The sequence below is a fragment of the uncultured Massilia sp. genome (genome assembly GCF_913773735.1).
Taxonomy (GTDB): domain Bacteria; phylum Pseudomonadota; class Gammaproteobacteria; order Burkholderiales; family Burkholderiaceae_D; genus Telluria.
In genome coordinates this window covers 145,734-165,228 of the sequence record NZ_CAJYEB010000041.1, presented here as the reverse complement: position 1 = coordinate 165,228, position 19,495 = coordinate 145,734, and the positions used below count along the sequence as shown (strand labels likewise).

Below are 19,495 nucleotides of genomic sequence, written 5' to 3'. Positions count from 1 at the left end.
GCGCTGCACCACCGACCGGCCCGGCGCCGGCCTTTTCCAGACTCCCGCTGAGCGCACGCCCGGCGTCCCGTACCCAGCATCCAGCCAGACCAGCAGCGCAGCGGCCACCGTGCCGTCCTGCGTGTTCCGTGCCCGCGGCACAAGCGGATCCCGAGATGGCATCGCCGCACGGACCCATCGAAGCAGCCTATGGAGGAGAACATGAGGAGCTCGCTTTTTCGCAGTCTGTATTTCCAGGTAGTGGTAGCCCTGATCGCCGGCGTCGCGGTCGGGCATGTGTATCCGGCCATCGCGGTCGACCTCAAGCCGCTCGGCGATGCCTTCATCAACGGCATCAAGATGGTGATCACGCCGGTCATCTTCTGTACCATCGTGTCCGGCATCGCCGGCATGGAAAGCCTCAAGAAGGTCGGCCGCGTGGGCGGCAAGGCGGTGCTGTACTTCGAGGTGGTGACCACGGTGGCGATGGTCATCGGCCTGGTCGTCGCCAACGTCATGCAGCCTGGCGCCGGCATCAACGCCGACGTCGCTTCGCTCGACAAGGGCGCGGTGGCGGCGATCGCCGACAAGGCCCACCCGCAGACCACGCTGCAGTTCGTCATGGGCATCATCCCGCCCTCGGTGGTCGACGCCTTCGCCAAGGGCAACCTGCTGCAGGTGCTGCTGTTCTCGGTGCTGTTCGGCGTCAGCCTGTCGATGCTGGGCGAGCGCGGCCACAAGGCGCGCGAGATCGTCGACGAATTCGGCAAGGCCCTGCTGGGCATCGTCGGCATCGTGATGAAGCTGGCGCCGCTGGGTGCGTTCGGCGCGATGGCCTTCACCGTCGGCAAGTTCGGCATCGGCACGCTGCAGCAGCTGGCCATGCTGATCGCCTGCTACTACGCCACCACGATCCTGTTCATCACGTTCGTGCTCGGTTCGATGGCGCGCCTGGCCGGCGTCTCGCTGTGGAAGCTCATCAAGTACCTGCGCGAGGAGATCTTCATCGTGCTGGGCACGGCCAGCACCGAATCGGTGCTGCCGCAGCTGATGCTCAAGCTCGAGCGCCTGGGCGTGGCGCGCTCGGTGGTGGGCATGGTGGTGCCGACCGGCTATTCGTTCAACCTGGACGGCGCCGCCATTTATCTGACCATGACCTCGCTGTTCATCGCCCAGGCCCTGAACATCGACCTGACGCTGTGGCAGCAGCTCGGCCTGCTGGCGATCCTGATGCTGACCTCGAAGGGCGGCGCGGGCGTGGCCGGCGCGGCGCTGGTGGCGCTGGCCGCGACGCTCGGCTCGACCCACATCCTGCCCGTGGCCGGCATCGCGCTGGTGATCGGCGTGGACCGCCTGATGAACGAGATCCGCGCCCTCACGAACCTGATCGGCAACGCCGTCGCCGCGCTGGTGGTGGCGCGCTGGGAAAAGGAACTCGACCTCGAGACGGCGCGCGGCGTGCTCAATGGCGACATCGTGCCGGTGCAGGACGAGGACGGCCAGGTCCTGCGGCCGGTGAAGGTGCCGGTGGCGCCGCAGGGCGTCTGACCGGTGGGGACGCTGTTTGCCGGGTAGCCTGCTGATGCCGGTCGGACGCGTGGACGGGGGACCCGTCCACCCTGCGCAACTGTCGTCTGCGAAGAGGTAGGGTGGACGGCTGCACCGTCCACGCGTGCGGCCGGCGCACGCACGGCCGGCTTACAGGTTCCTCAGTACCAGGCTGGCCCCGCCCAGGATCAGCACCCCCCAGATCGCCTGCACCACGCGCGCCGCCGGCAGGCGGCTGTGCAGGCGGTTGCCGAGCCACAGGCCGCCCAGCGCGAACGGGAACAGCAGCGCCACCAGCGCCAGCAGCGTCGTGTCGCGGTAGAAGCCGGCGCTCGAGAACAATGCCAGGCGCGCCAGGCCGCTGAAGAAGATCGTGCCGCTGATGGTGGCGCGCAGCACCAGCTTGTCGGCCAGGCGGCGCGCCAGGTAGATCGTGTAGAACGGCCCGCCGGTGCCGAACATGGCGGTGAACGTGCCGCCGACGAGGCCGAAGGGCAGCGACCAGATGGCGCCGAGCGGGCGCGGCGTGCCGCGCCGCAGCAGGCTGTAGGCCGCGTAGCACAGGATGAAGGCGCCCAGCACCAGCAGCAGGATGCGCTCGGGCGCGTGCGCCAGCACGAAGGTGCCGGCGGCCATCCCGGCCAGCATGAACGGGACCAGGCGCAGCACCTCGCGGCGCTCGACCACCTTCAGGTTCTTCAGGCCCAGCACCAGGCCCGACGCCAGGTCGTAGACCAGCATCAGCGGCACCGCCATCTTCAGGGGAATCAGCTGCACCAGCAGCGGCATGGCCGTGATCGAGGAGCCGAAGCCGGTCAGCCCGAACACGGTATAGGCAAGCATGACGATCAGCGCCAGCGGCGCGACCGTGTCGAATCCGAGTTCCATCGCACCTTTCCGCCGGCGTCTCAGGCGCGCGCCAGCGCTTGCAGTTGGTCCAGCAGGGCCGCATCGACGTCGATGCCGCGCGCGGCGGCGCGGGCGGCCAGCTCGGCCCGGCGCGCGCCGGGCAGGCGCACGTCCGGGTCCGCCAGCATGGCGCCCACCAGCGTCTCGAGGCGCTCGGCGAAGACGTCGTCGCCCGCCAGCGCGCCCGGGTCGACGACCATGAACGCCTGGCCGATGCGCGGCCGGTTGCCCTCGTCGCGGAAGAAGGAGTCGGCCTCGAAGCCGAACGCCGCCCCCGTCAGCGCACAACATAATAGCTCAACCACGAGGGCCAGCATGGCGCCCTTGACGCCGCCGGCCGGCAGCATCATGCCGTCCAGGCCCGCCTGCGGATCGGTGGTCGGGTTACCGTCGCGGTCCAGCGCCCAGCCGGGCGGGATGCTGCGCCCCGCGCGCGCCGCCACCATCAGCTTGCCGCGCGCCACCTCGGACAGCGACAGGTCGACGATGAGCGCCGGCGCCGCGCGGCGCGGGAACACGGCGGCGACGGGATTGGTGCCGAACAGCGCGCGCCGCCCGCCCCAGGCCGGCATCGCGGCCGGCGAATTGCCGAACGCCAGGCCGACCATGCCGGCCTGCGCCACCGGTTCCAGGTGCAGGGCGGCGGCGCCGAAATGGTGGCTGTCGGCGACGCCGGCGAAGGCGGCGCCGCAATCGCGGGCGGCGGCGACGGCGGCGTCGACGGCCATGCGGCAGGCCGGGAAGGCCAGGCCGCCGCCGGCGTCGACCAGGATGGCGGCCGGGCGCGCTTGCCGCAGGCGCGGCACGGCGGCCCCGTCGACGCGGCCCAGGCGCAGGTGGGCGCAGTACTGCGGCACGCGCGCCAGGCCGTGCGAGGCCAGGCCACGGGCGTCGGCCGCGACCAGGGCGCGGGCGGTGTCGTCGGCCATGGCGCGGCCGGCGCCGGCGTGCAGCAGGGCGTCGGCGGCGAGGGTGGACAGGGCGGCGATGCTGAGTGTCGGCATGGGAGACTCCGGAAACGCATGAAAAAAGCCGCTCGCGCAGGGGCGGGAGCGGCGTCGGGGAGCGTGGCGGCGGCGAGGTGGCCGCCCGCCGTCAGGCGCTTTCGTACAGGCGCGTCAGCACGAATTCGCGGTGGCCCAGCGCCTCGGCGGCGGTGAGGCGGCCGTTGGCGGTGCGCAGCATGGCGTCGAGCAGCTGGTCGCCGGCGCCGTCCATGTTGATTTCGCGCTGCAGCAGGCCGGACGTGTCGACGTCGATGTGCTCGGCCATCGTGCGCACGGTGCGCGGATTGGCGCAGATCTTGATGACCGGGACGATCGGGTTGCCGATCACGTTGCCCTGGCCGGTCGGGAAGAAGTGCACGGCATAGCCGGCGGCGGCGCACAGCGTGACCATCTCGGCGGCGGCCGAGGACGAATCCATGAACCACAGGCCCGGGCCGGTGGGCGCCTCGGCCTTGTCGAGCACCCCGTGCACCTGGCAGCGCTTGCCGATCTTCTGGATGTTGCCCAGCGCCTTTTCCTCGATCGTCGTCAGGCCGCCGGCGATGTTGCCCTTGGTCGGCTGCGAGTCGGACAGGTCGGACGTCTTGTGGCGCTCGATCATGTCCTGGTACTTGCCGAAGGTGGTCATGAACTTTTCCCTGATCTCCGGCGTGACGCAGCGCGCCGCCACCAGGTGCTCGCCGCCCGTCAGCTCCGAGGTCTCGCCGAACAGCAGCGTCGCGCCCAGGTCGTACAGCTTGTCGAAGGCGTTGCCGACGGTGGGGTTGGCGCCGCAGCCGGACGTGGTGTCCGATTCGCCGCACTTGGTCGACACCCACAGCTCGCCGATGGCGCAGGGCTCGCGCTGCTTTTCGGACGCCCACTGCACCAGCTCGCGCGCGGCCCGGGAGGCGCGCATGATCGTGTCGTGGTCGCCGTGGCCCTCGATGGCGAAGCCCTGCACCGGCTTGCCGGTGCTGGCGATGCCGTCGACGATCAGCTGGGTCCACTGCGGCTCGATGCCGATCACGACGACGGCGGCCACGTTGGGGTTGGCGCCGGTGCCGATCAGGGTGCGGAAGTGCAGTTCCAGGTCGGCGCCGAACTGCAGGCGGCCGTACGGGTGGGGCAGGGCCATGGTGCCCTTGATGTTGTTGGCCACGGCTTCCGCGGCGGCGTTCGAGATGTCGTCCACCGGCAGCACGATGACGTGGTTGCGCACGCCGACGCGGCCGTTTTCGCGGCGGTAGCCGAGGAAGGTGGTGTCGTGGTTGATCATTGCTTGTCTCCGTTCGGTTCGATGGCTGGCTGCTGCTGGAAGCGCGCGCGGCGCGGCTTACCAGCGCTTGGTCTTGACGTTGTGGACGTGCAGGTGCTCGCCCGCGGCGATGGGCGCCACGACCTTGCCGATGTCGACGCCGTACTTGAACACGGTGTCGCCGACCGCCAGCGGCTTGAGCGCGATCTTGTGGCCGATGGGGATGTCGCTGGCCGTGCGCATTTCCACCACCTGGTCCTGCTCCATGACCCAGCCGTTCAGCGCCGCGCCGGTCCTGACGCCCTCGACCACGACGGTTCCCACCGAGTCGCCTTCTTCGTGCACCACAAAATGAATCATGTCTGTCTCCTTTGAGCGGCCGGTTCGATGTCGACCGTGAATCCATGCTACGCCGCGAATTCATGCGTGTCAACCATATCATCTATATGAATTATGCCGTGGGTGGCGCCGCCGCCATGGAAATTCGTGCCGGAAATTCACGGCGCCGGCCGCATGCGACGCGTGCCGCGCGCCTGCCCTGCGGGTAAAATGCCGGGGTTCGCAATCCGAGAGCCGCCATGTCCACCATCGAATCCCCCGACACCATCACCCTCGCCCGTCCCGACGACTGGCACCTGCACCTGCGCGACGGCGCCGCCATGGCCAGCGTGCTGCCGCACAGCGCGCGCCAGTTCGCCCGCGCGATCGTCATGCCGAACCTCAAGCCTCCGGTCACCACCACCGCGCTGGCCGCGGCCTACCGCGACCGCATCCTGGCGGCGCTGCCCGCGGGCATGGCCTTCGAGCCGCTGATGACGCTGTACCTGACCGACGACACCGACCCGGACGAGATCCGCCGCGCGAAGGATTCCGGCTTCGTCCACGCCGTCAAGCTGTACCCGGCCGGCGCCACCACCAACTCGGCGGCCGGCGTGACCGACCTGCGCAAGTGCGTCAGGACGCTGGACGCGATGCAGGAAGCCGACATGCCGCTGCTGATCCACGGCGAAGTCACCGACAACCACGTCGACCTGTTCGACCGCGAAGCCGTGTTCATCGAGCGCGTGATGCGCCCGCTGCGCCGCGACTTCCCGGAACTGAAGATCGTGTTCGAGCACATCACCACCAAGGACGCGGCCGAGTACGTGGCCGAGGCCGAGGGGCCGATCGCGGCGACCATCACCGCGCACCACCTGCTGTACAACCGCAACGAGATCTTCCGCGGCGGCATCCGCCCGCACTACTACTGCCTGCCGGTCCTCAAGCGCGAGGAACACCGCCTGGCGCTGGTGACGGCCGCCACCAGCGGCGACGAGCGCTTCTTCCTCGGCACCGACTCTGCCCCGCACGCCGTGCACACCAAGGAAACCACCTGCGGCTGCGCCGGCTGCTATACCGCGCTGCACGCGATGGAACTGTACGCCACCGCCTTCGAGCAGGCCGGCGCGCTGGACAAGCTGGAAGCCTTCGCCAGCCTGAACGGCCCGGCCTTCTACGACCTGCCGGTCAACGCGGGCACCATCACCCTCAAGCGCGAAAGCTGGACCCTGCCGGCCACCGTGCCGATGGGCGAACACGAGCTGGTCCCGCTGAACGGCGGCGAGCAGATCGGCTGGAAGATGCTGTAAGCGGGGATGGCGCTGGAGTCCTTCGCGGAGATCGACTGGACGCGGCCGTGGTTCGACACGGTGCGTCCCGCCTTCGGCAGCCTGGCGCCGGGACCGTTCATCGCCGCGTTCAACGCGAACGCGGCGCGGCTCGGCCTGGTCAACCACCGCGGCCAGCCGATCCGCTTCGTGCCGCAGGCCGACCTGCCGCCGGACACCGCCTACGAGGCATTCATCGGCGCCACCGGCCGCGTGCCCACGCGCGAGAACCTGCACGACTTCTTCAACGGCCTGGTGTGGCAGACCTTCCCGCGCATCAAGCGGGAACTGAATGCGCTGCAGGCCGCGCAGATCGCGGCGGCCGGCGTCGGCAAGTCGCGCGGTCCGGCGCGCGACGCCGCCACGATCTTCGACGAGAATGCCGCGCTGCTGCTGGTGCGCGACGACGACGACGGCCGCGCCCTGGCCGACGACCTGCGCGCGCACCGTTGGGTCGACGCGCTGTGGACGCGGCGCGCGCGGTTCGCGCCCGGCGGCGGCGCCGAAGCCTGGCTGTTCGGCCACGCGCTGATGGAAAAGCTGGTGGCGCCGCGCAAGGCGATCACCGCGCACACGCGCATCGTGTTCGCCCCGGCCGACGTGTTCGCGCTGGGCTGGGACGGCCGGCGCGACTGGATCGACGCCACGCTGGCGCAGGCGCTGGCGCGCGATGGCCTGAGCAATGCCGCGTTCACGCCGCTGCAGGCGCTGGGCGTGCCCGGCTGGTGGCCGGGACAGGACGACGTCTTTTACCGTGACGAGGCCGTATTCCGGCCGAAGAGGGGAACCGCATGACTACGCACATGAACGAGCAGGTTCGCTGGGGCATCCTCGGCACCGGCAAGATCGCCAGGGCCTTCGCCACCGCGCTGAAGGACACGCCCGGCGCCGTGCTGGCGGGCGTGGGCTCGCGCAGCAGCGAGTGCGCCGCCGCCTTCGCCGCCGAATTCGGCGGCACGCCGCACGGCTCCTACGAGGCGCTGGTGGGCGCGCCGGACGTCGACCTGGTCTACGTCGGCACGCCGCACCCGATGCACGTGGCCAACGTGCGCCTGGCGCTGGAGGCGGGCAAGGGCGTGCTGTGCGAAAAGCCGTTCACGATGAACCGGCGCGAGGCCGAGGAACTGGTGGCGCTGGCGCGCGCCAGGCGCCTGTTCCTGATGGAGGCGATGTGGACGCGCTTCCTGCCCGCGCTGGCCGAGGTGCGCCGCATCGTCGATGCCGGCGAGATCGGCAAGGTGACGCAGGTGATCGCCGACATCGGCTTCAAGGCCGATGTCGGCCCCGAGCACCGCCTGTTCAATCCGGCGCTGGGCGGCGGCGCGCTGCTCGACATCGGCATCTATCCGCTGTCGATCGCGCTGGCCCTGCTCGGCCCGGTGGCCTCGGTGGCGGCCCAGGCCGACCTGGGGCCGACCGGCGTCGACGAGCAGGCCGCCCTGGTGCTGCGCCACGAGAACGGCGGCATGTCGGTGTGCAGCTGCTCGCTGCGCGCGCGCCTGCCGGGCGAGCTGACCATCGCCGGCGAACGGGGCCACGTGCGCATGGACACGCTGTTCTACCGCGCCCGCACCGTCAGCGTGGCGCGCGCCGACGGCGCGACCCGCACGGTGGCCACGCCCTATCTCGGCAACGGCTACGTGCACGAAATCATCGAGGCCCAGCGCTGCTGGCAGGCGGGCCTCGTCGAAAGCCCCGGCATGACGCACGCGGACACGCTGGCGCTGATGGGAATCATGGACGAGGCGCGCCGCCAGGTCGGCGTGCGCTATGCGTCCGACCAGGAATGACCAACAAGGAGAACCTATCCATGAAACGCGATCCCCGCTCGACCGGCCGCCTGCGCCGCCTGAACCCGCGCCAGCGCAAGAAGCTGCGCGTCGGCGACTTCAAGGAACACTGCTTCGACATCGAACTGGTGTTCAACGCCCCCATGCGCGGCGCGCCGTACCACGACTTCATCAACGACTTCTTCGGCTTCCTGGAGCAGCGCGGCCTGCTGGGCGGCGGCTTCGGCGGCAAGGAGCCGTTCAGCGAGACCGAAGGCGTGGTCGCCAACATCGAGCGCGGCTCGCCCACCGAGGAAGATCGCGAGGCCGTCGTGCAGTGGCTGCGCGCCCGTCCGGAAGTGGTCGACGCGCGCGCCCAGGACTTCAAGGATGCGTGGCACGGCTACGGCATCTGATCCTCCCGCACGCCACGAAGCCCGCGCCACGCGGGCTTTTTTTCGCCCGCATGCATAGCCGAATGTGTTTGACGCCGCCGCGACGCCGCCCGATACTGGATGCCTTCCCCGCCGCCACCGAAAGGACATCCGATGCGCCTCCACGCCGCCCTGCTTGCCGCCTGCCTGTTCGCCGCCGCGCCCGGTTTCGCCGATCCGGTGCCGGTCCCGCCGGCCAAGGCGAACTACGTCGGCGAATGGCTGGGCGAGAAGATGCGCCTGAAGATCGGGCAGGACGGCCACGTCGAGTACAAGCGCGAGCGCCCCGGCAAGAACGTCGACCTCACGGTCGACCTGCAGGGTTTCAATGGCGACGACTTCGACGTCGGCGCCGGCATCATCCGCTCGACCTTCGTCGTGAGCAAGCCGCCGCACCGCGACAAGGGCAAGTGGAAGATGACCGTGGACGGCGTCGAGCTGACGCGGGTCGAGTGAGCGTTCAGCGGCCGGCGTGCATGTCCCGGAACAGGTTCGGGGCCATGCCGAAGCGCCGCACGAACGCCTTGGAAAACAGGCCCGGCGTCGCATAGCCGGCCTGTGCCGCCACTTCCTTGAGCATCAGCGGCGTGTGCAGCAGCTGGCGCGCGTGGTCGAGCCGCAGCGTCTCGACGAAGCGGGCCGGCGTCTCGCCGATGGCCGCCGTGAAGCGCCGGTGGAAGCTGCGCGGCGCCATGCCGGCGCGCTCGGCCAGGCGCTCGACCCCGAGCGGTTCGGCCAGGTGCGCGCGCATCCAGTCCACCAGCGCCTCGAAGCCGTGGTCGCCCCTGGCCTGGGCCGCCAGCAGCGGACTGAATTGCGTCTGGTAGCCGGGACGCCGCGCATACAGCACGAGGCGGCGCGCGATCGCATGCGCCACCGCGTCGCCCAGGTCGCGCGCCACCAGCGCCAGGCACATGTCGATGCCGGTCGTGACGCCGGCCGACGTCCAGACTGCCCCGTCCTCGACGTACAGCGCGTTCGCATCGACCCGCAGGCCGGGATGGCGCCGGCCGAGCGCGGCGGTGGCTTCCCAGTGCGTGGCCACCCGCCGTCCCTCCAGCAGGCCGAAGGCGGCCAGCGCGAACGCGCCGGTGCAGATCGCGCCGTAGCGGCGCGCACCCGCGCAGGCGCGCGTCGTCCACTGCCGTACTGGAGCGTGCGCGATGAATTCCTGCATGCCCTGCTTGCTGCCGCCGGCGACCAGCACGGTGTCCATGGCATCGGGCCGCAGCGCGGCGAGCGGCTCGGTGAGCAGGGCCAGGCCGCAATTGCTGGTGATGGCGCCGCCGTGCGCCGACAGCACGTGCATGCGGTAGAACGGCCGCCCGGCGGCGTCGTTGGCGGCCCCGAACACGGCGGCGGGGCCGCTGGCGTCGAGCACCTGGATGCCGTCGAAGACGAGCAGGGCGACGTGGCGGGAGGCGTCTTGCGGCATTGGCAGGATTCGACCGGAGATTGACATTGCTGCCAATGCTAACCCCTTCCTAGAATGGCGTCATCCCCATCCCGGAGTCGACCATGAACCCGCCGCTTCACATTGGTTTCCTGCTGTTCCCGCACCTGACGCAACTCGACCTGACCGGGCCGGTCCAGGTGCTGGGCCGCGTGCCCGGCGCCCAGGTGCACCTGGCCTGGAAGACGCACGACCCGGTACCGACCGATGCCGGCTTCACGATCAATCCGACCACGACCCTCTACGCATGTCCGCCGCTCGACGTGCTGTGCGTGCCCGGCGGCTTCGGCATCGAATTCCTGTTCGAGGACGAGGAGGTGCTGTCCTTCCTGCGCCGCCAGGGCGCGGGGGCGCGCTACGTGACCTCGGTCTGCAACGGCGCCCTGGTGCTCGGCGCGGCCGGGCTGCTGCGCGGCTATCGCTCCGCCTGCCACTGGATGTGGCTGCCCCTGCTGCCGCGCTTCGGCGCCATCCCGGTGGCCGAGCGCATCGTGCGCGACCGCAACCGGCTGTCGGGCGGCGGCGTCACGGCGGGCATCGACTTCGGCCTGGCGCTGGCGGCCGAACTGGCGGGAGAGGAGACGGCGCGCGCCATCCAGCTGGCGCTCGAGTACGATCCGCAACCGCCGTTCGACGCCGGTTCGCCCGGCCGCGCCGGGCCGGAACTGGTGGCGCGGCTGCGCGCGCTGCAGGCACCGCGCCTGGAGCGCGTCGAGGCGGCCATCGCCAGGAGCGGCCACGGGCAGGTCATCGTCTAGGTCATCGTCTCGTTGTGTTTATTTTAATTAACTTCAATTTCCTGTCGAAAATTTTTACACTAGGAATTGTCAGGTTTTTGTTAATCCACGTAAATATTTGATTATTCAGGAAAATTTCCTTGCGTCAATTGCTGGCATTCTTCTTGCTCCTGTCCTTACATCAAACATTTTTTCGGAGCAATCGAGATGAACGTCAAGGCCTTTACCCGCGCCGCTGCACTGATCGCCCTGCTGGGCGCCGCCACCGCCCAGGCGGGCACGCTGACCATGAGCGGCACGGTCCGCGACTTCAATGCCTATGGCACGACCTACAATGGCGTCAAGGGCCACGTCGATTTCGAGAACAAGCTCGGCAGCGAGAAAGGCATCGTGCAGAGCACGCTCGGCGCGGACGGCAAGCCGGTCTACAACGCCGCCACCACCCATTCGACCGTCGCCAGCGCCAATTCGTTCTACCAGTGGTACCACGACGACGCCACCGTCAACCGCAGCATGGCGTACTCGATCACGCTGAACCAGACGTCGGCGAACACCTACCAGTACAGCAGCAACGCGTTCTTCCCGGTCGACGGCCTGCTGCTGAACCAGACCGCCCAGGGCCACAACTTCGGCTTCACCACCGAACTGCACAGCCAGTTCGTGTTCGACAGCAGCAAGAAGGACACGTTCTCCTTCAGCGGCGACGACGACGTCTGGGTCTTCATCAACGGCCAGCTGGCGATCGACCTGGGCGGCGTGCACACGGTCGAAACCGGCAAGGTCGACCTGAACACGTTCGCCGCCCAGTACGGCCTCCTGGATGGCCGCGCCTACACCCTGGACATCTTCCAGGCCGAGCGCCACACCACCCAGTCGAACTTCACCATCACCACGTCGCTGCGCCTGGGCGACACCTCGACCCAGGTGCCGGAACCGGCATCGCTGGCGCTGGCCGGCCTGGGCCTGGCCGCGCTGGCCACCGTGCGCCGCCGCCGCCGTTGATCCTCCCGGCGGGCGCGTTCCGTGCGCCCGCCACCCCTTGCAGGTTTGTAAGCATTTGTCAGCCGGGTAAGGCTTTGTAAGGGCCGTCAACAGCCAGGCGGCCGTCCTCGTTTCTGGAGCAGGTGACACGCCGACGTGCACCGGACCACTTCCAAAACTAGCCGAGGACCTACCATGAAACACATCGCCACTGCCCTGATCGCCGGTCTGTTCGCCACCGCCGCTTTCGCACACACCCCGGCAACGACGGCCGCGCCGGCCGCCACCCCTGCCGCGGCCGCGCAGACCGATGCCAAGGCAGCCAAGTCCGACGCGAAGACCGATGCCAAGGCCGATGCCAAGGCCGATGCCAAGCAGGCCAAGGACACCGTGAAGGCCGAGGCGAAGCACGCCAAGGCCGGCGCCAAGCATGCCGCCGCCAAGACCGGCCACGCGGCCAAGGAAGCCAAGGATGCGACCGTGGCCGCCGTGACCCCGGCGCCGGCCAAGTAAGCCGTCCGCCGTCCGTACCCGAGACAACGAGGAGCCACCCATGAAACGCACCGTCGCCACCCTGATCGCCGGCCTGTTCGCCGCCACCGCCTTCGCGCAGACCGCGCCCACGACGCCGCCCCAGGCAAGCACCCCGGATTCGAGCACGCCGCCGGCCGTCGGCAAGGCCGCCGCCAAGCACGAGAAGAAGGATGCCAAGGACGCCAAGGGCAAGCACGACAAGAAGGGCGCGCCCGCCAAGGAGAAGAAGGACGGCAAGGAAGCGGCCGATCCGGCCACCACCCCGGTCGCCGCCAAGTAATCCGCAACGGGATCGTCTCGCGTGGACGGCTGCGCCGTCCACGCTACACCTTGAGGAATTCCTCGCGCCCGCCGAGCCACCGTTGCAGGTGCGCCTCCACGATCGCCTCCGCCTCCGGCTTGCTCGAACCCAGCAGCCAGGCCGCCACGTCGCGCGCCTGCTCGACGATCCACTGGTCGGTCTCCAGGTTGGCGAAGCGCAGCATCGCCTCGCCGGACTGGCGCGCGCCCAGGAATTCGCCGGGGCCGCGGATTTCCAGGTCGCGCCGTGCGATCTCGAAGCCGTCGGTGGTCTCGCGCATCGTCATCAGCCGCTGCTTGGCCACGTGGCCCAGGGGGCTCTGGTACAGCAGCAGGCACACGCTGGCCGCCGAGCCGCGGCCCACGCGGCCGCGCAACTGGTGCAGCTGCGACAGGCCGAAGCGCTCGGCGTGCTCGATCACCATCAGCGAGGCGTTCGGCACGTCCACGCCCACCTCGATCACCGTGGTCGCCACCAGCACGTGCACCTCGCCGCGCGAGAACGCGTCCATGATCGCCTGCTTTTCAAGCGGCTTCATGCGGCCGTGCACGAGGCCGACGACCAGGTCGGGCAGGCTCGCCGCCAGCGTCTCGAAGGTCTCGGTGGCGGTCTGCAACTGCAGCGCTTCCGATTCCTCGATCAGCGGACAGACCCAGTAGGCCTGGCGCCCTTCCAGCGCGGCCGCGTGCACGCGCTCGATGACTTCGTCGCGGCGGTTCTGGTCGATGGCGCGCGTGACGATCGGCGTGCGGCCCGGCGGCAGCTCGTCGATGACCGAGACTTCCAGGTCGGCATAGTAGGTCATCGCCAGCGTGCGCGGGATCGGCGTGGCCGACATCATGAGCTGGTGCGGCACCAGGCCGTCGCTGCCCTTGTTGCGCAGGGTGAGGCGCTGGCCGACGCCGAAGCGGTGCTGCTCGTCGACCAGCACCAGGCCGAGTTTGGCGAACTGCACGGTGTCCTGGATCAGGGCATGCGTGCCGATGACGAGATTGGCCTCGCCCGATTCGGCCATCTCGCTGGCGGCCTGCTTGTCCTTTTTCTTCAGGCTGCCCGTCAGCCAGGCGACTTTTACCCCCAGCGGTTCCATCCAGGCGGCGATCTTGCGGAAGTGCTGCTCGGCCAGGATCTCGGTGGGCGCCATCAGCGCCGCCTGGTAGCCGCTGTCGATGGCCTGGGCGGCGGCCAGCGCCGCCACCACGGTCTTGCCGCTGCCGACGTCGCCCTGCAGCAGGCGCTGCATCGGGTAGCCTTCGCGCAGGTCGGCGCGGATTTCCTCGACCACGCGCTGCTGGGCCTGCGTGAGCCGGAAGGGCAGGGCGGCCAGGAAGCCGGCGGACAGCGTGCCCACGGCGGCGAGGACGGGCGCGCCTTTTTCGCGGCGCGACTGCTGGGCCTTTTTCAGCGACAGCTGCTGGGCCAGCAGCTCGTCGAACTTCACGCGGGTCCAGGCCGGATGCGAGCGCTCGACCAGCGCGTGCTCGTCGACGTCCGGCGGCGGGTAGTGCAGCAGGCGCACGGCCGGCTGGAATTCGGCCAGGTTCAGGCGCGTGCGCACGCCCTGCGGCACGGTGTCGGTCCAGTCGACCCGTTTCATCGCGTCGGCGATCGCCCGCCGCAGCACGGTCTGCGACAGGCCTTCCCCGGCCGGGTACACGGGCGTGAGCGAATTGGGCAGCGGCGCGCCCTCGTTGACGACCTTGTAGACCGGGTGGACCATCTCGGCGCCGAAGAAGCCGTGGCGCACCTCGGCGCGGGCGCGCACGCGCGTGCCCTCGGCCAGCTGCTTGACCTGGCTGCCGTAGTAGTTCATGAAGCGCAGCTGGATGTCGCCGGACTCGTCGGCGATCGTCACCAGCAACTGGCGCCGCGGCTTGTAGGCGACCTCGTTCTTCGTGACGACGCCCTCGACCTGCGACACGTGGCCGCCGCGCAGGCAGGCTTCGCGGATGGGGACGATCTGCGTCTCGTCCTCGTAGCGCATCGGCAGGTGCAGCACCAGGTCCATGTCGGTGCGCAGGCCGAGCTTGGCGAGCTTGCTTTCGATGCTTTTCGGTGCCGATCTGGCATCGGCTGGGGCTTTGGTGGCTGGCATGGCGGATCGGTTGGCGCGCGCCGGCGGCGTTGCAGGATCGGCCACAAAGCCGCTCGACTGCGCCCTCGCGCCGGAAAGCGAGTGTAAAATAGAGGGTTCGCCCTACACGCTCGAGCCCCTATTGTAAGGCTCGCGGGCCTGTTTTCCCAGATGAGCAGAATGTATTCCCTTTCCGATTTCGATTTCACGCTGCCACCCGAGCGCATCGCCCAGGTGCCGCTGCCCGACCGCAGCGCCTCGCGCCTGCTGCAGCTCGACGGCGACCGCATCACGGACCGCCATTTCGCCGACATCGTCGAGCAGCTCCAGGCCGGCGACGTGCTGGTGATGAACAATACCCGCGTGCTGAAGGCGCGCTTCTTCGGCCAGAAGGCCTCCGGCGGCCAGGTCGAGGTGCTGGTCGAGCGCGTGCTCGACCCGCGCACCGTGCTGGCCCAGGTGCGCGCGTCCAAGTCGCCCAAGCCGGGCACGCGCATCCGCCTGGCCGACGCCTTCGACGTCACGACGGGCGAGCGCGCCGGCGAGTTCTTCACGCTGCACTTCGACGGCGACGTGTTCGCACTGATCGAGGCCCACGGCCGCCTGCCGCTGCCGCCGTATATCGAGCACGACGCCGACGACTTCGACGAGCAGCGCTACCAGACCGTGTACTCGAAGGAACCGGGCGCCGTCGCCGCGCCCACCGCCGGCCTGCACTTCGACCAGCCGCTGCTGGACGAGCTGGCCGCCAAGGGCGTGACCATCGCCTACGTCACGCTGCACGTGGGCGCCGGCACCTTCCAGCCGGTACGCGTCGAGAACCTCGCCGAGCACCAGATGCACAGCGAGTGGTACACGATCCCCCAGGAGACCGTGGACGCCGTGCAGGCCGCGCGCGCGCGCGGGCGCGACGTGGTCGCCGTCGGCACGACCTCGCTGCGCGCGCTCGAGTCGGCGTCGCAGTCGGGCGAACTCGCGGCCGGCAGCGGCGACACGAAGCTGTTCATCACGCCGGGCTACGCGTTTCGCACGGTGACGCGCCTGATCACGAACTTCCACCTGCCCAAGTCCACCCTGATGATGCTGGTGTCGGCCTTCGCCGGCTACGACGCCATCCGCAAGGCCTACGCCCACGCGATCGCCAGCGAATACCGCTTCTTCAGCTACGGCGACGCCATGCTGCTCACCACCCATTCACGCTACAGCCAGACCTGACCACCACGATGCTGGAATTTACCCTTCTCAAGAAAGACACGAGCGGCCTGTCGCATGCCCGCCGCGGCCGCCTGAAGCTGAACCACGGCACCATCGAGACGCCGATCTTCATGCCGGTCGGCACCTACGGCTCCGTCAAGGCGATGGATCCGAACGAGCTCAAGCAGGTCGGTTCGCAGATCATCCTCGGCAATACCTTCCACCTGTGGCTGCGCCCGGGCACGGAAGTCATGGACAAGTTCGGCGGCCTGCACGGCTTCATGGGCTGGGACAAGCCGATCCTGACCGACTCGGGCGGCTTCCAGGTGTTCTCGCTGGGCGCGATGCGCAAGATCACGGAAGAGGGCGTCAAGTTCGCCTCGCCGATCGACGGTTCGCGCCAGTTCCTGTCGCCGGAAATCTCGATGCAGATCCAGCGCTCGCTGAACTCCGACATCGTGATGCAGTTCGACGAATGCACCCCGTACGAGATCGACGGCCGCCCGGCCACCAGCGAGGAAGCGGCCAAGTCGATGCGCATGTCGCTGCGCTGGGCCCAGCGCTCGATGAACGAGTTCAACAAGGGCGAGAACCCGAACGCGCTGTTCGGCATCGTCCAGGGCGGCATGTACGAGCGCCTGCGCGACGAATCGCTGGCGGGCCTGGAAGACATCGACTTCCCGGGCCTGGCGATCGGCGGCCTGTCGGTGGGCGAGCCGAAGGAAGACATGATGCGCATCCTGGAGCACGTCGGACCGCGCCTGCCGGAGAACAAGCCGCACTACCTGATGGGCGTCGGCACCCCGGAAGACCTGGTGGCCGGCGTGGCCAACGGCGTCGACATGTTCGACTGCGTGATGCCGACCCGCAACGCCCGCAACGGCTGGCTGTTCACCCGCTTCGGCGACCTCAAGATCAAGAACGCGCGCTACAAGGACGACCAGGCGCCGCTGGACGAGTCCTGCACCTGCTACTGCTGCAAGAATTTCTCGCGCGCCTACCTGCACCACCTGCACCGCTCCAAGGAGATCCTGGGCGCGCGCCTGAACACGATCCACAACCTGCATTACTACCTGAACCTGATGCAGGAAATGCGCGATGCGATCGATGCGGACCGGTTCCACGCGTTCCGCCTGCAGTTCAATGCCGACCGTGCGCGCGGCGTTTGACGTCGCGTCCGGGCGGGCGTGATGTGGATTGCATGCATGGCGGGTAAGGTGGACGGGTTTCCCGTCCACGCGTTCAACCATCGCAGGCATGCCTGGAATTAATTTAATGCCAATGTCTTGCAAATAGGCATCCTGATGCCACATGCCGGGAAACTGGCTGTCGCCTTTTTCGGGGTGCTAGAATACAGCGCTCGTTTTTTAACCACCAATACCTACATTCGGAGTCCTTGTGTTCATTTCCAACGCTTACGCGCAAACCGCCGGCGCCGCCGATCCTGGCCTGATGGGCAGCCTGACCACGTTCGCACCGCTGATCCTGATGTTCGTTGTCATGTACTTCCTCATGATCCGCCCGCAGCAGAAGCGCCAGAAAGAGCTGAAGAGCATGATGGATGCGCTGGCCAAGGGCGACGAAGTCGTCACCGCCGGCGGCATGCTGGGCCGCGTGGCCAAGGTCACCGACACCTACGTCACCGTCGAGATCGCGGCCGGCACCGAGATCTTCGTGCAGAAGAACGCCATCACCGCCGTGCTGCCGAAGGGCACGCTGAAGTCCCTGTAAATCGGTTGCGCGGCCGCGCGCCGCGCTCCAGCCCCGCATTTGCTCCAACCTTGAACGCTGGAACATCATGAACCGCTATCCCCTCTGGAAATACCTACTGATCCTCGTGACGGTGATGATCGGCCTGCTGTATACGTCCCCCAACTACTTCGGCGATTCGCCGGCGTTGCAGGTGACCACCGGCAAGGCGACCGTCAAGGTCAACAGCGACACGACCGCCGAGGTTGCCCAAGCGCTCAAGCGCGCCGGCATCAATGCCGATGCCGTCAGCCTCGAAGGCGCCGGCGACAGCAGCGCGGTGCGTGCCCGCTTCGCCAGCACCGACGACCAGTTCAAGGCCAAGCTGGCGCTGGAGCGCGACCTGAACCGCGACCCGGCCGATCCCGACTACATCGTCACCGTCAACCTGGCCAAGAACACCCCGGCCTGGATGGAAAAGCTGGGCGCCAAGCCGATGAACCTCGGCCTGGACCTGCGCGGCGGCGTCCACTTCCTGCTGCAGGTCGATTCCAAGGCCGTGCAGGACACCCGCATCAAGACCACCCTCGCCTCGATCCGCTCGCAACTGCGCGACCAGAACGTGCGCCACGCCGGCATCGACCGCGTCGGCGACGCCATCGAGATCAAGTTCCGCGACGCCGACACCCGCGCCAAGGCGCGCAGCGTGCTGGGCCAGAACGCCGACCTGGCGTTCACCGAGTCCGCCGACGGCACCGACCTGAAGCTGGTGGCCGCCATGAAGCCGGAAGCGCTGCAGCGCGTGGTGGAAGAGGGCGTCAAGCAGAACATCAGCTCGCTGGGCAAGCGCATCAACGAACTGGGCGTGACCGAGCCGATCATCCAGCAGCAGGGCCGCGACCGCATCGTCGTCCAGCTGCCGGGCGTGCAGGACGTCGCCCACGCCAAGGACATCATCGGCCGCACCGCCACGCTGGAATTCCGCGTGACCGACGACACCGTCACTCCGGGCACCGAGCTGTCCGCCGCGATCCCGCTGAATTCGGAACTGTTCACCCAGGGGGCGGGCGCGCCGGTCGTCGTGTCCAAGGACGTGGTCGTGTCCGGCGACTCGATCATCAGCGCCGTCGCCAGCTTCGACCAGAACCAGCGTCCGGCCGTGAGCATCGAGCTGAACGCCGAGGCCGGCCGCAAGATGCGCGCCATGACGCGCGAGCGCGTCGGCAAGCGCATGGCCACGCTGCTCAAGGAAAAGGGCAAGTACACCGTGCTGCAGGTCGCCACGATCCAGGGCGAATTCGGCGCGAACTTCCAGACCACCGGCATGCCGAGCCCGGCCGCCGCGGCCGAACTCGCGCTGCTGCTGCGCGCCGGCGCGCTGTCGGCGCCGATGGAATTCGTCGAGGAACGCGTGGTCGGTCCGCAACTGGGCGCCGAGAACATCAGCAAGGGCCTGCACTCGACGCTGTGGGGCTTCGTGGCGATCGCCATCTTCATGGTGATCTACTACCAGCTGTTCGGCTTCTTCAGCGTGATCGCGCTGGCCTGCAACCTGCTGTTCCTGCTGGCCCTGCTGTCCATGCTGCAGGCGACGCTGTCGCTGCCGGGCATCGCGGCCATCGCGCTGGCGCTGGGCATGGCGATCGACTCGAACGTGCTGATCAACGAGCGCATCCGCGAGGAACTGCGTGCGGGTAACACGCCGCAAGCCGCCATCTCGGCCGGCTTCAGCCATGCCTGGGCGACCATCCTGGACTCGAACGTGACCACCCTCATCGTCGGCCTGGCGCTGGTGGTGTTCGGCTCGGGCGCCGTGCGCGGCTTCGCGGTCGTGCACTGCCTGGGCATCCTGACCTCGATGTTCTCGGCCGTGTTCCTGTCGCGCGGCGTGGTGAACCTGTGGTACGGCCGCAAGAAAAAACTGGGCAAGATCGCCATCGGCACCGTCTGGACGCCGGGCATGACCGCTGCGGGCGCGCGCAAGTCCGCCGCCAAGGAATAAG

General features: G+C 68.7%; 20 protein-coding genes. 14 read left to right on the top strand and 6 right to left on the bottom strand.

Annotated features, from left to right (window positions below):
* The first annotated feature begins 201 nt into the window (after positions 1–201).
* Positions 202–1,527 (top strand): C4-dicarboxylate transporter DctA, encoded by a 1,326-nt coding sequence (gene dctA, locus QZ749_RS21595; RefSeq protein WP_296951249.1) that lies wholly within the window; start codon positions 202–204, stop codon positions 1,525–1,527.
* Positions 1,528–1,677: 150 nt separating this feature from the next.
* On the opposite strand, the gene QZ749_RS21590 is transcribed toward dctA, so the two are convergent.
* From QZ749_RS21590 to QZ749_RS21575, 4 genes are all read right to left on the bottom strand, one after another.
* Positions 1,678–2,415, bottom strand: a complete 738-nt coding sequence (locus QZ749_RS21590) for a sulfite exporter TauE/SafE family protein (RefSeq protein ID WP_296951246.1) — start codon at positions 2,413–2,415, stop codon at positions 1,678–1,680.
* Between the two features lie 20 nt (positions 2,416–2,435).
* Entirely contained in the window at positions 2,436–3,440 is a 1,005-nt protein-coding gene (locus QZ749_RS21585; RefSeq protein WP_296951243.1) for an Ldh family oxidoreductase, read from the bottom strand.
* Between the two features lie 91 nt (positions 3,441–3,531).
* Positions 3,532–4,701: a UxaA family hydrolase gene (locus QZ749_RS21580; RefSeq protein WP_296951241.1), complete on the bottom strand. Its 1,170-nt coding sequence runs from the start codon at positions 4,699–4,701 to the stop codon at positions 3,532–3,534.
* Between the two features lie 57 nt (positions 4,702–4,758).
* Positions 4,759–5,040, bottom strand: a complete 282-nt coding sequence (locus tag QZ749_RS21575) for a UxaA family hydrolase (protein ID WP_296951238.1) — start codon at positions 5,038–5,040, stop codon at positions 4,759–4,761.
* Between the two features lie 218 nt (positions 5,041–5,258).
* Here QZ749_RS21575 and pyrC point away from each other — a divergent pair, with 218 nt between their 5' ends.
* The 5 genes from pyrC (at position 5,259) to QZ749_RS21550 (ending at position 8,985) form a co-directional block, all read left to right on the top strand.
* A complete protein-coding gene (pyrC, locus tag QZ749_RS21570; protein ID WP_296951236.1) occupies positions 5,259–6,308 on the top strand; it encodes a dihydroorotase in 1,050 nt (349 codons plus the stop codon).
* A gap of 6 nt (positions 6,309–6,314) precedes the next feature.
* Positions 6,315–7,121, top strand: coding sequence for a DUF3025 domain-containing protein (locus tag QZ749_RS21565; RefSeq protein WP_296951234.1), 807 nt, complete (start codon positions 6,315–6,317; stop codon positions 7,119–7,121).
* 8 nt (positions 7,122–7,129) lie between these two features.
* A complete protein-coding gene (locus tag QZ749_RS21560; protein ID WP_296951390.1) occupies positions 7,130–8,116 on the top strand; it encodes a Gfo/Idh/MocA family protein in 987 nt (328 codons plus the stop codon).
* Positions 8,117–8,136: 20 nt separating this feature from the next.
* The gene (locus QZ749_RS21555) at positions 8,137–8,511 is read left to right on the top strand and encodes a 50S ribosome-binding protein YggL (protein ID WP_296951231.1); all 375 of its coding nucleotides are present in this window, start codon (positions 8,137–8,139) and stop codon (positions 8,509–8,511) included.
* A gap of 132 nt (positions 8,512–8,643) precedes the next feature.
* Positions 8,644–8,985: a hypothetical protein gene (locus QZ749_RS21550; protein WP_296951229.1), complete on the top strand. Its 342-nt coding sequence runs from the start codon at positions 8,644–8,646 to the stop codon at positions 8,983–8,985.
* A 4-nt stretch (positions 8,986–8,989) separates the two neighbouring features.
* On the opposite strand, the gene QZ749_RS21545 is transcribed toward QZ749_RS21550, so the two are convergent.
* Positions 8,990–9,964, bottom strand: a complete 975-nt coding sequence (locus tag QZ749_RS21545; protein WP_296951224.1) for a GlxA family transcriptional regulator — start codon at positions 9,962–9,964, stop codon at positions 8,990–8,992.
* An 83-nt stretch (positions 9,965–10,047) separates the two neighbouring features.
* Here QZ749_RS21545 and QZ749_RS21540 point away from each other — a divergent pair, with 83 nt between their 5' ends.
* The 4 genes from QZ749_RS21540 to QZ749_RS21525 all read left to right on the top strand — a co-directional run bounded on the left by QZ749_RS21540 (position 10,048) and on the right by QZ749_RS21525 (position 12,514).
* The gene (locus tag QZ749_RS21540; RefSeq protein WP_296951221.1) at positions 10,048–10,740 is read left to right on the top strand and encodes a DJ-1/PfpI family protein; all 693 of its coding nucleotides are present in this window, start codon (positions 10,048–10,050) and stop codon (positions 10,738–10,740) included.
* Positions 10,741–10,926: 186 nt separating this feature from the next.
* Complete coding sequence (locus QZ749_RS21535) at positions 10,927–11,721, top strand: fibro-slime domain-containing protein (protein WP_296951218.1); 795 nt, start codon at positions 10,927–10,929, stop codon at positions 11,719–11,721.
* Between the two features lie 174 nt (positions 11,722–11,895).
* Entirely contained in the window at positions 11,896–12,213 is a 318-nt protein-coding gene (locus tag QZ749_RS21530) for a hypothetical protein (protein ID WP_296951214.1), read from the top strand.
* Between the two features lie 40 nt (positions 12,214–12,253).
* Positions 12,254–12,514 carry a hypothetical protein gene (locus tag QZ749_RS21525; RefSeq protein ID WP_296951210.1) on the top strand — a complete coding sequence of 87 codons (261 nt, stop codon included), beginning with the start codon at positions 12,254–12,256 and terminating at the stop codon, positions 12,512–12,514.
* A 43-nt stretch (positions 12,515–12,557) separates the two neighbouring features.
* On the opposite strand, the gene recG is transcribed toward QZ749_RS21525, so the two are convergent.
* Positions 12,558–14,630, bottom strand: coding sequence for an ATP-dependent DNA helicase RecG (gene recG, locus QZ749_RS21520; protein ID WP_296951206.1), 2,073 nt, complete (start codon positions 14,628–14,630; stop codon positions 12,558–12,560).
* A 159-nt stretch (positions 14,631–14,789) separates the two neighbouring features.
* On the opposite strand from recG, the gene queA reads away from it, so the two are divergent.
* The 4 genes from queA (at position 14,790) to secD (ending at position 19,494) form a co-directional block, all read left to right on the top strand.
* Positions 14,790–15,824: a tRNA preQ1(34) S-adenosylmethionine ribosyltransferase-isomerase QueA gene (gene queA, locus QZ749_RS21515; RefSeq protein WP_296951202.1), complete on the top strand. Its 1,035-nt coding sequence runs from the start codon at positions 14,790–14,792 to the stop codon at positions 15,822–15,824.
* 8 nt (positions 15,825–15,832) lie between these two features.
* A complete protein-coding gene (tgt, locus tag QZ749_RS21510; RefSeq protein ID WP_296951199.1) occupies positions 15,833–16,972 on the top strand; it encodes a tRNA guanosine(34) transglycosylase Tgt in 1,140 nt (379 codons plus the stop codon).
* A 229-nt stretch (positions 16,973–17,201) separates the two neighbouring features.
* The gene (gene yajC / locus QZ749_RS21505) at positions 17,202–17,534 is read left to right on the top strand and encodes a preprotein translocase subunit YajC (RefSeq protein WP_296951196.1); all 333 of its coding nucleotides are present in this window, start codon (positions 17,202–17,204) and stop codon (positions 17,532–17,534) included.
* A gap of 67 nt (positions 17,535–17,601) precedes the next feature.
* A complete protein-coding gene (secD, locus tag QZ749_RS21500; RefSeq protein ID WP_296951192.1) occupies positions 17,602–19,494 on the top strand; it encodes a protein translocase subunit SecD in 1,893 nt (630 codons plus the stop codon).
* The last annotated feature ends 1 nt before the right edge of the window (position 19,495 follow it).